The following is a 14,621-nucleotide window of genomic DNA, read 5'->3' as shown; positions in this document are numbered from 1 at the left end:
AGGTTGGAATGAATAAATTATTTAAGCGCTTTAAATACCTGATCCTGGCGTGCCAGATACTGCCCGCTGCCGCACTGGTTGTGCCCAACCTGCCCATGGTCGGCACCTCTGTTTCGCAGCCGCCCCTGAACGTGCTGGTGGTGGGGCGCGACCGCAATATGTTTGTCGAAGCCTACAACGACGCCACCGACCTGGACGATGACGGTGTGTACGATGTGCAGTTCAAGCCGTCTATCGACTACTACGGTTATTTCAATAGTAACGTCTGCTACGAATACGTCACCACTAACAACCTTTTCGAGGCCAGACAGTACACGGCCGACAAAAAATGCGGTGGGAGCTACTGGTCTGGCAACCTGCTGAATTACGTAGCCATGTCCCGTGCCGACGTATTGCGCAAGTCACTATACGGTGGCCAGCGTGAGGGTAACACCGCTGTGCTGGTGCGCTCCCGCGTGCCGCGCGATGCCCACGCCTGGGGCAAGCAGTTCACGGCGGACCTGTCGGGGCAGGGCAGCCTGCTGGATTACGTGCCATCCAGCTTCAGGCTGGGTACCCTGGGTGCCTGTTCCGACGCCGGTAATAGCAACCTGTGCGTCAGCGTGTCGGGTGCCACCAATACCATCAAGAGCCGGCTGGACCTGGGGCACACGCTGGTGTTTGCCAATGCGGACGACGGCAGCACCCCGGTGATCAAGGTGGCGTCGGCCAGCAATGGTGTGGACATCACCCAGTGGGTCAGTAGCGAAGCTAATGCCAACCTCAACAATACCCGCTTCACTGCGATGGTCGGCATGACGGCGAAGGTGCAGTCTTGCACCAGCTACGACCTGGAAGCGGCGCAAGCGCTGGGCAAAACGGCCAACTGCCGTCTGTACGGCAGCACCTACAAGCCTACCGGCCTGCTGCACAAGTACAGCGTGGACAACAATATGGAGTTCGCGCTGTTTACCAGTATCTATGCCAGCCCGCAAAGCGGTGCCGCACTGCGCGTCAACATGCGCCGCTTTGCTACCGAGATCGACAGTAATGGCGATTTCCTCGCGGGCGGCATCGTCAAGACGCTGGATGCACTGATGATCTACAAGCCCAATAGCGGTGGCTACAACGGCGGCGGGGACGGTAACTGGGGCAACCCGCTGGCTGAAATGTATTACGAGGCACTGCGCTACTACGCGGGCAATAGCGGGCCGTATTACTTTACTGCGGGTAGCAGTCGCACGATCGACAGAAACAATATCGGCCTCAACTTCCTGGAAAACTGGTCCAGTTATAAACCGTATGCTGGCAAATACTGGTGTTCCAAGCCTTTCATCACCGTGGTTAGCGATGCCGTGTCGTCGTTTGACAGCAAGCTGCCCGGCTCGCCGTTCGAGAGCATGTCAGCCGAGTCACGCATGAATGATCTGAATGTCAGTACGCTGGCCAGTACGCTCTGGGACAAGGAGTTTGCCGGCGCGATGAAGACCATCATGATCGGCCAGGTCAGCGGCAACAATAGCAGTGTGGGCCTGCCTACCGGCAAATCGGCCAGCTCGTTCAATGTGCGTGGTATCTCGCCGGAAGAGCCCACCCGCCAGGGCGGTTTCTATGGCGCGGCGGCCGCCTATTACGCGCGCACCAAGCCACTGGTGGACGTGACCGTGCCTGCCGGCAAGAGCAAGCCCACTGTGCGTACCTTTGCCATTGCGCTGTCCAACTCGCTACCCAAAGTTGAACTGAAGTTTCCGCAGCAGACTGTCACGTTCATCCCGTATGCGCGCTCTGGCGGCAATACCATGTCCATCGTGGATTACTACCTGTTCAAAAGCGACAGCAGTTGCACCTGGCCCAATTGCTATCGCTTCCGGGTGAATTTCGAGAACTCCGAAGACGGCAGTGACTGGGACGTTGACCACATTGTGGATTACCGTGTCAGCAAAGACAGCAGTAATACGGTGCGCGTCAAGGTGGATACCTTCTATGCGGCCAACGGTGCGCAAACCTACGCCGGTTTCATCATTTCCGGTGTCAGCCCGCTAGCCGGGGCCAGCGACGGCAACAAGACCGGCCCTTATCTGGTGATACGCGAGAAAGAAGACGAACCCTGGGCATTGACCTGGAACGGCTACAAAGGCACCAGCATCGAGTGTATTGCCAGCAACCAGCCTTACTACAGCCTGCTGTACGGCCTGATCAACAGCCCGCGCCGTAACAGCTGCCCGATCCTGCCGGAAAACTTCGACCGTATCTTTACGGTAAGTAATGGTGAATCGACGGTAGAGCGGCTGCAGTCGCCGCTGTGGTATATGGCCAAATACGGTGGCTATACCGACGCCAAGACCGGCAGCGACCCCAATGCCCTGGTAGACAGCAGCCAGTGGGACGCCGATGGCGATGGCGTGCCGGATGCCTACGCATCTGCCACCAACCCGCTGAAACTGGAGCAGCAGCTGGACCGCATTTTCAGCACCATCCAGCAGCAGGCGCCGTTTCTGGTGCCGGCGGTGGGCAGTAACAGCAAGCTGGAAACCGACACCGCCGAATACACCGGCGGGTACGACTCTGCCGACTGGTCCGGTAGCCTGGTCGCCAAAAAATACGATGAAATACAGAAAAAGTTTGTTACCACACTGTGGTCGGCGGCCGAGCTACTGCCTGTCAGCAGCAGCCGGCAGATCATCGCCGGTGTCAGCCATGACAATGTGAAAGCCATTCCGTTTACCGCTACCAGCCTGGGGCTGGCTGCCTACAACCTGCTGCCGTCGCTGCGCGAGAGCGCCGAAAACATCAGCGTAGCCAGTAGCCGTGTGGATTACCTGCGCGGCAGCGCCAGCAACGAAGGCACCAGCACCGGCAAGTTTCGCGTGCGTAGCCGTACCAAGCTGGGTGACATCCTGCACTCGCGTGGCGCCTATGTTCCCGCGCCGGTCAGCGGCTTTCGCAGCGACAGTAGCTATACCAATTTTTACAACAACAACAAAACCCGCGCCCCCATGCTGTACGTGGGTGCCAATGATGGCATGTTGCATGGCTTTGATGCGGCCAGCGGGGTAGAGCGCTTTGCCTTTATTCCCAAAGTGTTCTTGTCCTCCACCGTGGGGCAGTCGCCATTGATCGACCTGACCGAGCAGGGCTATAGCCACCGCTACTTTGTAGATGGCCAGCTGCACAGCAGCGCCGCCTGGGCCGATAGCCGCTGGAAAACCCTGCTGGCAGGTGGCTTGCGTGGTGGTGGCCGCAGCCTGTTTTTGCTGGATGTCACCACGCCGGCCAACCTGCAGGAAAGCAAGGCTAACGACGTAGTGCAGTGGGAATTCACCGCCAGCGACGACAGCGATCTGGGCCTCACGTTTGCCCAGCCGCAGATACTGCAGCTGAACGATGGCAACTGGTACGTGGTCTCGCCCAACGGTTACAACAGCACCGACGGCAAAGCCGCCATGTTCTTCTTGCCGGTCAATGCGCGTAACCGCTGGGCTGCGGCCAACTACAAAAAAATGGTGGTGGAAAGTACCAGTGGCGCTAACGGTCTGTCCGACTTTTCCTATTACGACCTCAACAAAGATGGCAAAGTCGACCTGATCTACGCGGGCGACCTGAAAGGCAATATCTGGCGCTTTGACGTGAGCAACAGCAACACCAGCCAATGGACAGCCCGCAGCCTCTTTGTCGCCACCGGCCCGGATGGCAAAGCACAGCCGGTCGTGCTGGCGCCACAGCTATCGCTACACCCCACGCTTAGCCTGAGCCGCACCGCCAGCAAGCCCAACCTGGTGCTGACGTTCTCCGGCGGCAAGTTCCTGGAATCCTGCGACAAAGACACGGCGGGTTGCACCGGCGAGTCCACCACGCGCAGCCTGTACAGCATCTGGGACTTTGGTGGCTATACCTGCAACCGCAGCGAGTTGGCCGCAGTGGGCGTAGAGCACTTTCCCGCCACCACCATGCCCAAAACCCGCCATGTGTTTGACTATGGCTCGCTGGCCTACCCTGGCTCGGCAGTCAACAACGCCAGTTGCGTCACCAGCGGCGTGCGTACCCTGCCCAGTGTCGATGGCAAAAGCGCGTACAGCCTGGCCAGCTACAAGCTGGGCTTCTATGTTGATCTGGAGTTGCCGCTGGAAAACGTGGTGAATCTGGAGGTTTTTGGCAAAACCCGTGTCATCTTTGAAACCGATTACCGCAAGTCGGGTACCGATGCCTGCGAGTCCGAGTACGTTACTTATCCGTACGATAACTTCAGCCTGACTGGCAAGCCGCTGGAGGGGATCATCAACCCGCCGCTTACTCCCGAAGTAGAAGCGCTGGTAGCCCAGCTGATTGCCCGCGGCTATACCGAAGCCAAAGCGCGTCAGCTGGCTGCCGGTATTGGCGGCCCTGGTAGCCTGTCGCTGGCGGGCTCTTATGGTTTGCTGCGCCGTAATACCTTCAAGCAGGGTAATAAATGCTATCTGAGCTATAACGGCAACGTGATCGGCCCGGTTGCCTGCGGTACCTCGCGTATTGTTAAACGTACCTCCTGGCGAGAAATCATCACGGACTAGCAGCAATCAGGGTTGGGTTACGGGCAGCCAGCCATGAAGGTGCTTCTCGGCAACCCGGTCGCCCCCCATGCCAGCGGCCTGCCCGTAGTCGATTGAAAATGGCCAATAAAAAAGGCAGCCCTGTCGTGAAACGGGGCTGCCTTTTTGTGTGTTACAGCGTAACGCCAGCAGGGCCAGGCCCTGCTTTAGCGCTTACTCCGCTTGCTCGCTACCAGCCTCACCCTCTGCCTGGCGGGCTTCGAAGGCAGCGCACTTTTCCGCGTTGGCCGCAGTGCGGGCCTGGAACTCGGCAGTGCGGGCGGCTTTGGCGGCCTGCTTTTCAGCCTTTTCGATGGCACGCAGCTCGGCCAGCTGGATTTCACGCACTTCGCGGGCGGCAATGGCGATGGCACGGGCGGCATCGCGCTCGGCTTCTTCGCGTGCTTCCATTTCCGCTACTTCCGCGTGGGTCATGCAGGGGCTGGTTTTTTCGAACCAGGCGATGGACTCCACGTGGCCGGTGTGCGGGAACATGTTCACGCTTCAGCTCGTCACTGAGTGCTTTGATTATCTTGAAGATTCTTGCGGTAGTAAAGAATTGGGAAACTATCGGGGGGAGGAGCAGCAGGACAAAGGGGGAAAACCGGCCTGGGAGGACGCATCGTCTATACCTCTGGCCGGCTTGATTCTACGAGGTTTCATTGTTGCCGGTCGAGTCCGAGAATGCCTCCATCACTGCATGGCAGATGTGCTCTGCAATGACCTGCTTTTCGGCCAGCACTGGGTAGAGCCTGGTCAGTTTGTTGGAGATTCGATTGTTGTTCTCCCGAACACTGCGGATGATCACATCAAGCTCATTATCCGGTGCTTCCAGCACCTGTTTGATTGCCTGTCGGGCACGCTCGTTGGCTTGCAGAAAGTGGGCCTCATCGCGCATCTCATGCGTTAGTGTCTGGTGAATGACCTTGGCAAGATAGCCAACATGGGCAGTGAGGTCCGGGTAGCGCCAGGCTGGTAGCGCGTCATCGTAAGCACTGAAGTGAAAATTGTATTCGACGCCATCTTCCGCCTGCACGGTCTCACCAAAGCGGTAATGCTCTGCGTAGTGACGCATCAATGGCTTCGAGAAACGCTCCAGCACCCGATCGTAGTCTGCTCGGTTATAGGTGCTGTGGGTAATGGTGGCTGATACAGGCAAGATCATCGGTGCCGGCAGAATGCCATCCCTGCGCAATACATCATTAATCAGGAAGCGTGAGATTCGGCCATTGCCATCAGCCATCGGGTGCACGTAAACGAAGCCAAAAGAGGCGACGGCTGCGCGCACCACAGCGGCAACACCAGCGCTGCGGTCCAGAAAAGCGGACAGCCCGCCCAGCATTGCTTCTGCCTCAAGCCAATGAGGGCCGATGTAGTCCACTACCTGCTGATAGCGAGCGACGTGACCAACAAATACAGGAGACTTCCGCAGACCATAGCGCAAGGCTGATGTGCCGAGGATGCCATGCTGCAGCGCCGAGAGTGTTTCTGGGGCGAATGGGTTTTCATGCAGTCCGCACTCCCTTTCCATCACCGCGGCAAAGCGGCGAATTCGATCCTCCTGGCCCTGTTCTCGCTCTATCTGAAAACTGGCGCGACTTTCCTTCACGGTCAGCCATACCGTGCTGCGCAGGATCAGGTCGATACCGTAGTCCGCCTCCAGCTGCGCAAGCTGCGCTGGAATGTCGTAGCTTTCCGCCTGTAGCACCTCATCCGTGCGCCAGACAACCGGGCAGAACTCACGCGAGCCGGGCAGGTTATCCCGCACACGCCATCGCGGGTTATTCACTGGGTGGCCGGTAATAAACCGCTCCGGATCAAGCGCATCGACGTAGTTGCCCTTGGAGACGCCGGCAACGTTCAATGTCTCGGGCATCAACCATTCATACAAGAAGCAAGCGCGCCGAGCGTAGGCACCGGTTGGTTCACTCTGAATCCACCGCTCCAGTTCGGTTTGCACCTGCGGTAGCCGATAAAGCCGCACCAGGAACTCAAGATGCACCCCCTCATGCTTGAAGGCAAAGGTCAGGTGCGCCGGAAGGGTTGGCTCTGGGCGATAGTTCTCTGGGTAGACTTCACTGCGGATGCCATCGCGCATCGAAGTTGAACGGGTGCGGCCGATCTCGCTTTGCACCACGAACGGGTGCACGGGGCGCACGTCATAGGTTTGGGACAGCCATTGATACCCGATACGTGGCATGATTTTCGATTAGCGCACTGTGGAAACGATTAAATACTACTACGTTTTCTGAAAAATGCTTACAAGGGTGTGGCGGGTGGCGTTCTTGGGAGGAGTGTTGTTGCGCAGTGCTTGGTTGCGTGTGATCTTGTATTTCAGCAGGTGTTTCGTGAATTTGCCAATCTGTCTTGTGAAATACACGGGCTGAATTTTAAATTAGCATGAGTGTTTTTCATGGTTGAGGGTGCAATTTTTTTAGAGGCAATTCCTCGTTCACGGTGGCGGATAGCTTGGAGTGGCACATCTCTGACGTCCGGTTGGGGTAGGGTGCAGCTGCTGCAGTTGGCGCCCTACTGCCAGCTGTGCCTTGGTAAAGGCTGACAGAGTCTGCATGGTGGCAGACTCTGTCAGCCAACAAAAAAGGACAGCAACCGGGGTGAACCGGTGCTGTCCTCAGTGTTTGGCTTTGGCGTTTAGCTGCTGCCTTCGCGTTTACTCAGCCTGCTCGCTACCCGCCTCACCCTCTACCTGGCGGGCTTCGAAAGCAGCGCGCTTTTCAGCGTTGGCCGCAGTGCGGGCCTGGAACTCGGCAGTGCGGGCGGCTTTGGCGGCCTGCTTTTCAGCCTTTTCGATGGCACGCAGCTCGGCCAGCTGGATTTCACGCACTTCGCGGGCGGCAATGGCGATGGCACGGGCGGCATCGCGCTCGGCTTCTTCGCGTGCTTCCATTTCCGCTACTTCCGCGTGGGTCATGCACGGGCTGGTTTTTTCGAACCAGGCAATGGACTCCACGTGGCCGGTGTGCGGGAACATGTTCACGATTGGAACGAGCAGCTTCAGATGTTTTGTACGCTTGTACTCCAGTAGACAAGCCTTAGCCTGTCTGGGGTTGATACGGGGTTTCATTCTAATGATAAGAGATCAGAAGTAGCCAGCCTAAAAGTAGTGTGTTTCATCTTTTAGGAGTAACTGAGACCAACGAGTCAACCGTGAGCAATCTTCCGATGTTGCAGCATCGGAAATTTATGCTTACGTGATAGCATGGAGGGGGTGATGTGCCTGTTGTGACGAGGTGCTTTGAATACACCACAAATTGCAATAATTAATTATTTTACTTTAAACATTTCTTTAAATATGAAATTGCACTTCCTGCCTGCTAATACTGGCGATTCTCTTGTGTTGGAAGACGATAAAAACATCCTGGTCATAGATGGCGGTATGCCTACAACAGCGGCAGCTCTGAGAGGTATCATTAATGGGAAAAATAAGAAATGTACCATAGTAATTACACACCAAGATAATGACCATATTGGTGGAATAGTGCAATTTTTGAAGAATAGGATTCCTGGTGAGGCTTTTGATTTTATTGTCAACATGCCTGACCTTCACTATTTCCAGAGTGGTAATAAAGTTTCAGTCGGTGATGTTAATAGTTTAGCCGGTCTTTTACGTAGTGATGACGTTATTTATCCTGCAGTAGACGGTGCTGTAATTGAGGTGGGTGAATTTAAGCTGCGAATCATATCGCCACCTAGGACAGTTCTGAATAAATATAAATCAGATTTTGAAGAGTTGTTATCTGCCGAGCGAAGTGAGCAACAGAACATATCTAGAAAAGTTAGTTTGGCTGCGAAAATTGTTGATTGTGATATTGATAAAATATTAAATCAACGCAAGCCTATAAAAAGTGACTTTATAAATAGAACTTCCATTGCCATGATTGTCGAGGCCAATAAAAAAGTAATGCTGTTTTTGGGCGATGCACATCCATTTGATATTGACTTGGCACTGGGGAAGTTTTTGGGTAAGAATGAAGAACTACAATGCGATATAGTGAAAATATCACATCATGGCTCGGTTCATAGCACATCATCTAAATGGTTAGAGCGGATTCGCTGCAGAAATTACATGATTTCAACAAATAGTGCTGGCGCATACGATCATCCTCACGCCCCTGTGTTGGGCGCTATTGTACGACAAGCATACTTACACGATTTTAGTGAGTGCAATTTTTTCTTTAACTATGAACGTGTAAAGAATGCCATCCAATTCGTTAATGTGCCATACGATTTTAAAGTGAGTGCTATATTCTCAAATGAAATTGATATAGAGAGATTGTGATATGGTGGACTTTTATAACAAAATACGCTCAAATTCAGTTGATTTTTATAGGAATGGCACTCTGAATGGACGGGGGGTTATTTTAGAGAGTAATGGCAGTTTTTATGTTATAACTGCCGGGCATGTTGTTTATGGTCATAATTTTGAATTGATAGATGGTGGCGAGTTTTTAATTAAGTTAGAGTGTGGTGTGCAGTGCAAATTGGTTTGTATTTTAACAGATTGTGCATTTTCAAAAGAAAACGAGTTGTGCATTTTAAAGGTTGAGCTGGAGGGTGGGCTTGAAGCCAATCTTAAAAAAATAGAACTTTGCCGCATCGTAAAGAACCCAGAAATTACATCGTGCTCAGTTATTCGCCCTGCAATTTTTCAAAATGAAAACTCCTATCCAGTAACCAATCTAACTTATCGAGAACAAGTTGTAAGCAATGCTCTGCATGATTTTAATGTTGAACCAAACCACTTGCAGAGTGTACAGCAAGGTAGTGGTGGTTCATATTTATTAGCAGGGATATCAGGAAGTGGGCTATTTGTCGATGCGGAGCCGAGTGAAGGTAACTTGTATTTACATGGAATTTTATGTGAGGTGCCGCATGATGGTATATCCGCTACCTTCCGATATAGTGAATTAGATAAAATAGCTGATATAGATTCTGAAGATATAACATTGATTGAAAAAAATTTCGATTTAAGTTCTGCAATTAAGTCACGTCAAATGCTAAAAATATTGAGGGTTGAGCAAAATGCAATAAATGATTGGTCAGCCAATGCAGAGAATAAAATTTTCTTTGATAATATAACAAGAAAAATGAAGGTGATTTATCCTGCTGTCTCCGATGCATTAAGTGAACGATCTAAAATTATTCGTCTAATTATTGCAGGGGATAGCTATATTCAGAATTATATTAGAAAAAATCAAGACTTGAGTAGCGAATATGACTACCTGATGACCGCGAGGGAAGGCCCTAAAATATACTTGAATACTAGCTCGAATATAGCACAGGCCCATGAGAAATATCAGGAAATTCAAGATGAGTGTTTACAAGAGGTAGAGGAAAGTTTCTCTAATAAATTGCCGCTAGTGGAAAAGAAAGTCATCCGAAATTATATAATATCAACTCAGTTGGCAGATTGTAATCTTGATATTAAGGGCAACAGTGATGATTGTATTTGAGAAAAAAGTCATAAAGAAAGTCTCTGCTTACAATGCGGTAGAGATTTTATCGATTATTGTTTTGTTGATTCTTTATAGAGCAATCACTGGTCGGACGAAGAGCATAACCCGAAATCGGCTTGCGATAATCTTTGATCATGTGATTACTCATAGCCTTTCTCGTGATGAGCGATTTAAATTTCTAGTCAAGCCATGGAGCCCAGACGGGAAATTAAACACAATTCTAATTATTCTCAGAAATGCTAAATATATAGAATGGGAGGCTTCTGCATCAAAAGAGAAGTTTACACTTAAACAAAGTGGTCAAATTATAGTTGATAATTTGATCAAAGATGGTCTGTTTGTGGAAACGGATGTTTTGATTTCCAATGTGATTGCTGAAGTGACAGAGGTTTATTCCAAGAAGTATTATATTGGAGCTGAGTAATGTTAAGGATAGATGCAGTAAAGGCGAGAATTACGACCAATTCATCCAGTCAGGTATTTGGATTTGATGTTGGTTTCAATAGAGGTTTGAACATTATCTTTGGTTTTAACTCCAGTGGGAAGTCCACAATAATATCCGCGCTTTATTACGGGCTGGGTATGGAGCAGTTTTTAGGAATGTGGAACAGCCAGCAATTTGTCTTAGATAAGTGCTTGCATGATGCTTTTGATTATGACGATAAGAGCTATTCGGTTGCACATTCGTATGTGGAATTGCTGATCAGCAATAGCAAAGATCAAAGCGCGAAATTAGTTAGAAGCATCAAAGAACCTGGTGGTGAAAACAGTCCTAGTGTGATTTCTATAGAAATAGAAGGTGCTCGTAAAGAATATTTTTTGAAATCGCAGGGGGATCATGATAACAATGATGGATTTTATAGATGGTTGGCTGACTTTATAGGAATTAAACTGCCTATTTACGAGGATGAGAATCAGGAAAGAAAAAAAATCTTGTACATGCAGAATATTTTTGCTGCAGCCCTTGTTGAACAAACCCAAGGGTGGTCTGATTTTTATGCAAAGATGCCATCTTTTAGTATAAGAGATGCTAAGAGAAAGCTTACAGAGTACTTGCTTGACTTAGAGTGTCTGCAAAATGAGTTCATCCAAGATGACCTAAAAAAGCAACTTAGCCAATTGCAAGTCAAATGGACAAATATATACTCAGCAATGATCTTAGGCTTCGGAAACGTGCCTGTTAGAGTGAGTCAGATTGGTGAGAAATATGATGATTACAAGAGTAGCGATGTTGATAAATCTAATATATTTATTAAGGTAGGCCAAGAATGGAAGCGTTCTCGAGATGTTTTAATTGGTCTAGAAGAGAAGTTAAGGGAAATTTCAAATGCTGAACGTGGAATTTACCATGGGCAGAGTGGTGACACGAAGAAATTAAAAGTTGAGTTGGCAAAACTAAAGGCAATAAAGAGCAGTTTAGTTAATACACTTGTCTCTGAGAGTTTGAAAATAGAAGAGTATGGCAGAACGATCTCTAGCCTGAAGAGTGAGCTGGCCACTTTGGATGGTGCTAGAAAAACAAGAATATTCTCTGTCGATTTACAAAACTTTACTAGCTGTCCAGTTTGTGAAACTGAGTTGATTGGTCGTAATAAACTGTCTTCAATTGGCAAACCTGAGGATGTAAATTTTACAATATCATCACTAAAATCTAGAATAAATTTACTTGAGTCGTATATTTGTTCTTCTAAGATTTTTATTGAAAATCAAGAGCGGAGTATTACATACTACGACTCGGCCATTAACATGACAAGGGAAAAAATAGCCTTTGATACGCGAGGAGCAAGAAATGCTCCATATGATGAACTTAAAAAAATAGCATTTGATGCGGCTCATGTGAAAGTTGAGATTGATAGGGTAACTAGTATACAGGTTAACTTTAATAGAAATAAAGCCTTGCTGAGCAGTCTTGCTTACGAGATTTTGGGGAAGAAGAGCGAGGCAAAAGATATTGAAACATCTTTTGAGCGAGATCAGGTCAAAATTGATAGTTTTGAAAATGTCTACAAGAAGTATTTAAGAGATTTTAACTATACCAGTTCAAGAATTGAGACTATATCAATTACTAGAGATTATCCATCGAAACTTTTCCCTTGTGTGCTTGCTAATAAAACAAAACAGCCAATTCGGATTGGGTCCTCGGCTAGTGATTTTGTTAGATCAGAGTGGGCATATTATATTACGCTTCTTCAAACTTCTAAATTCCATCCTGGTATTTTGGTTTTTGATGAACCAGGTCAGCATGCAATGAGTTCTGAGTCGATGAGAGCATTGTGTGAGGCCGCTAGTAAATTTACTGACAAGCAGGTGATTTTTGCAATTTCCAAAAATAGAGAAAAAATGATAGAGGAGAGCAAGATTCGAACCATGGATATTCTCGAGTTAACTGAGGGGCTCAATCAAGTGAAAGTTATTGATATTGATAAAGATGCTAAGATAAAAATTATCAAGCCGATTATCCACGGGTAAGTTATGTGCTGTGGGGATTCATTTAAAAATATGATTCTCCACAGTATTCTATATTTTATTGGAGTTCTATATAATGACTACATATTAAATGAACGCGCTCTTGCTAAGTCAGCGCTCACGATAGGCCATGTTCCAAGCTTAACGCTGACACGCGCTCTATTGATGGTAGACCGGAAGTACCAGACCTTCGCTCTTCGTCCCACGCGTAAAGTAAACCCCGGAAGCCTCGTGTCTTTGTACTCAACACGGTCAACCGGGGTCTTTAGTCTGGCGATTGCACTATCTGTTAGATGAATCTTCATGGTTCGCTCTGGGGTAGAACTGGGGTCGAGCGATACAAAAAATCATCTAATGCAGTCGGTAGCCCTATCGGAACAGTCGCCTAGTGGTGGAACTTTGCCGCCCTGCTTTAGCGCTTACTCCGCCTGCTCGCTACCCGCCTCACCCTCTGCCTGGCGGGCTTCGAAGGCAGCGCGCTTTTCAGCGTTGGCCGCAGTGCGGGCCTGGAACTCGGCGGTGCGGGCGGCTTTGGCGGCCTGCTTTTCAGCCTTTTCGATGGCACGCAGCTCGGCCAGCTGGATTTCACGCACTTCGCGGGCGGCAATGGCGATGGCACGGGCGGCATCGCGCTCGGCTTCTTCGCGTGCTTCCATTTCCGCTACTTCCGCGTGGGTCATGCAGGGGCTGGTTTTTTCGAACCAGGCAATGGACTCCACGTGGCCGGTGTGCGGGAACATGTTCACGATACCGGCCGATTTCAGCGTGTAGCCCTTGGTGTGTACCAGGATGCCGGCGTCGCGGGCCAGGGTGGACGGGTTGCACGACACGTACACCAGGCGCTGCGGGGCGGTTTCCTCGGTAAAGGCTTTGACCAGCTGGATGGCGCCGTCGCGTGGCGGGTCGATCAGCATTTTGTCGAACTTGCCCAATGCGGCCAACGATTCTTCGGTCACGTCGAACAGGTTGGCCATTTCGTAGCTTACCTTGTGCTGCAGGCCATTGTGGGTGGCGTTTTCCACGGCGCGTTTTACCAGTGCCTGGCTACCTTCCATGCCGTGTACGGTGGCGCCGCTACGGGCGATGGGCAGGGTGAAGTTGCCGATGCCGCAGAACATGTCGGCAATGCGCTCGCCGGCTTGCGGGTCCAGCAGGCGCAGGGCGCGGGCGACCATCACGTTGTTGATGTCCGGGTTTACTTGGGTGAACTCGGTGGGGTAGTAGGGCATTTCCACGTTGAAGTCTGCCAGGCGGTAGGTCAGGCGTGGTGCGTCTAGCGGGTAGATGGGGTAGCAGGTTTCCGGGCCTTTGGGCTGCAGCCACATTTGCAGCGGGCGGCCGGGCTGGCTGTATTGGTCGGAGAAGCCTTTCAGGATGGCGATGTCGGCGTCGGTCATGGCGTCCATATTGCGGAACACCAGGATATCCACGTCCGAGCCCACGGCTACTTCTACCTGTGGCATGCGGTTGTTGATGGACAGCTGGTAGATCATCTGGCGCAGCGGGGTGATCAGCGCCGAGATGTGCTTGGGCAGAATGTGGCACTCGTTCATGTCCGCGATAAAGCTGGAGCGCTTTTCATGGAAACCTACCAGCACGCCGCCTTTTTTCTCTACCAGGCGGGCAGACAGGCGGGCGCGGTGGCGGTAGCCCCAGGCCGGGCCGGCGATAGGGGTCATCACCACGTGCGGGCGTACCTTGCCGATACGGGCCAGGTTGTCTTCCAGTACGCGCTGCTTGATGGCGACCTGGGCGGTGAACTCGACGTGCTGCATGGAGCAGCCACCGCATACGCCATAGTGCGGACAGGATGGCTGGGTGCGCATGTAGCTATCTTTCAACACATCCACCGCTACAGCGTTCTCGTAGCTGGGTTTTTTACGGAAGCTGCTGTAAGTAACCACCTCGTAAGGAAGCGCGCCTTCGATAAATATTGTCTTGCCTTCGACGTGGGCAACACCACGTCCTTCATGGTCCAGGGATTCGATCTGGGCGATTTGTTGCTGTTGAGTCATTGTTTTTTAAAGTCAAAATGCGTTGGCAAAGGCCGCAATTGTCGCAGAAACCACAGCAAAACGCACGGTGCCAGGTTGGCCGCATGGCATTGCAACAAACTGCCCCGCATCTGCTACCA

The 14,621-nt window shown here is 50.9% G+C and carries 10 protein-coding genes; 5 read left to right on the top strand and 5 right to left on the bottom strand.

The window, feature by feature from the left end; translation table 11 throughout:
* The first annotated feature begins 8 nt into the window (after positions 1 to 8).
* Positions 9 to 4,526 (top strand): pilus assembly protein, encoded by a 4,518-nt coding sequence (locus FLQ44_RS01285; RefSeq protein ID WP_170252706.1) that lies wholly within the window; start codon positions 9 to 11, stop codon positions 4,524 to 4,526.
* A gap of 192 nt (positions 4,527 to 4,718) precedes the next feature.
* On the opposite strand, the gene FLQ44_RS01280 is transcribed toward FLQ44_RS01285, so the two are convergent.
* From FLQ44_RS01280 to FLQ44_RS01270, 3 genes are all read right to left on the bottom strand, one after another.
* Positions 4,719 to 5,039 carry a hypothetical protein gene (locus tag FLQ44_RS01280; RefSeq protein WP_206208606.1) on the bottom strand — a complete coding sequence of 107 codons (321 nt, stop codon included), beginning with the start codon at positions 5,037 to 5,039 and terminating at the stop codon, positions 4,719 to 4,721.
* Between the two features lie 154 nt (positions 5,040 to 5,193).
* Positions 5,194 to 6,744, bottom strand: coding sequence for a Fic family protein (locus FLQ44_RS01275; RefSeq protein WP_147692708.1), 1,551 nt, complete (start codon positions 6,742 to 6,744; stop codon positions 5,194 to 5,196).
* A 471-nt stretch (positions 6,745 to 7,215) separates the two neighbouring features.
* Positions 7,216 to 7,542, bottom strand: coding sequence for a hypothetical protein (locus tag FLQ44_RS01270; protein ID WP_206208605.1), 327 nt, complete (start codon positions 7,540 to 7,542; stop codon positions 7,216 to 7,218).
* 258 nt (positions 7,543 to 7,800) lie between these two features.
* Here FLQ44_RS01270 and FLQ44_RS01265 point away from each other — a divergent pair, with 258 nt between their 5' ends.
* From FLQ44_RS01265 to FLQ44_RS01250, 4 genes are read left to right on the top strand one after another with little or no spacing between them, the layout of a single operon-like run.
* Positions 7,801 to 8,844 (top strand): ComEC/Rec2 family competence protein, encoded by a 1,044-nt coding sequence (locus tag FLQ44_RS01265; protein WP_147692707.1) that lies wholly within the window; start codon positions 7,801 to 7,803, stop codon positions 8,842 to 8,844.
* A 1-nt stretch (position 8,845) separates the two neighbouring features.
* Positions 8,846 to 10,018, top strand: coding sequence for a hypothetical protein (locus FLQ44_RS01260; protein ID WP_147692706.1), 1,173 nt, complete (start codon positions 8,846 to 8,848; stop codon positions 10,016 to 10,018).
* Entirely contained in the window at positions 10,005 to 10,445 is a 441-nt protein-coding gene (locus FLQ44_RS01255) for a hypothetical protein (RefSeq protein ID WP_147692705.1), read from the top strand. Before FLQ44_RS01260 ends, FLQ44_RS01255 begins: the two co-directional genes overlap by 14 nt.
* The gene (locus FLQ44_RS01250) at positions 10,445 to 12,490 is read left to right on the top strand and encodes an AAA family ATPase (RefSeq protein ID WP_147692704.1); all 2,046 of its coding nucleotides are present in this window, start codon (positions 10,445 to 10,447) and stop codon (positions 12,488 to 12,490) included. The genes FLQ44_RS01255 and FLQ44_RS01250 overlap by 1 nt, the downstream gene beginning before the upstream one ends.
* Before the next feature lie 77 nt (positions 12,491 to 12,567).
* On the opposite strand, the gene FLQ44_RS24760 is transcribed toward FLQ44_RS01250, so the two are convergent.
* Positions 12,568 to 12,792, bottom strand: a complete 225-nt coding sequence (locus tag FLQ44_RS24760) for an Arm DNA-binding domain-containing protein (RefSeq protein WP_147692703.1) — start codon at positions 12,790 to 12,792, stop codon at positions 12,568 to 12,570.
* 114 nt (positions 12,793 to 12,906) lie between these two features.
* Positions 12,907 to 14,502 carry a 23S rRNA (uracil(1939)-C(5))-methyltransferase RlmD gene (rlmD, locus tag FLQ44_RS01240; protein ID WP_147692702.1) on the bottom strand — a complete coding sequence of 532 codons (1,596 nt, stop codon included), beginning with the start codon at positions 14,500 to 14,502 and terminating at the stop codon, positions 12,907 to 12,909.
* Between the last annotated feature and the right edge of the window lie 119 nt (positions 14,503 to 14,621).

Origin of the sequence: Vogesella mureinivorans, from assembly GCF_007644035.1 — a bacterium.
Lineage (GTDB): Bacteria > Pseudomonadota > Gammaproteobacteria > Burkholderiales > Chromobacteriaceae > Vogesella > Vogesella mureinivorans.
The sequence above is the reverse complement of the archived record's forward strand: the minus strand, read 5'-3'. Positions and strand labels throughout refer to the sequence as shown.

Bases quoted from the DNA above. Each gene is read 5' to 3' on its own strand.
- FLQ44_RS01285 (WP_170252706.1), top strand. From the start codon at position 9: ATGAATAAATTATTTAAGCGCTTTAAATACCTGATCCTGGCGTGCCAG.
- FLQ44_RS01280 (WP_206208606.1), bottom strand. From the start codon at position 5,039: ATGTTCCCGCACACCGGCCACGTGGAGTCCATCGCCTGGTTCGAAAAA.
- FLQ44_RS01275 (WP_147692708.1), bottom strand. From the start codon at position 6,744: ATGCCACGTATCGGGTATCAATGGCTGTCCCAAACCTATGACGTGCGC.
- FLQ44_RS01260 (WP_147692706.1), top strand. From the start codon at position 8,846: ATGGTGGACTTTTATAACAAAATACGCTCAAATTCAGTTGATTTTTAT.
- FLQ44_RS01255 (WP_147692705.1), top strand. From the start codon at position 10,005: ATGATTGTATTTGAGAAAAAAGTCATAAAGAAAGTCTCTGCTTACAAT.
- FLQ44_RS01250 (WP_147692704.1), top strand. From the start codon at position 10,445: ATGTTAAGGATAGATGCAGTAAAGGCGAGAATTACGACCAATTCATCC.
- FLQ44_RS24760 (WP_147692703.1), bottom strand. From the start codon at position 12,792: ATGAAGATTCATCTAACAGATAGTGCAATCGCCAGACTAAAGACCCCG.
- rlmD (WP_147692702.1), bottom strand. From the start codon at position 14,502: ATGACTCAACAGCAACAAATCGCCCAGATCGAATCCCTGGACCATGAA.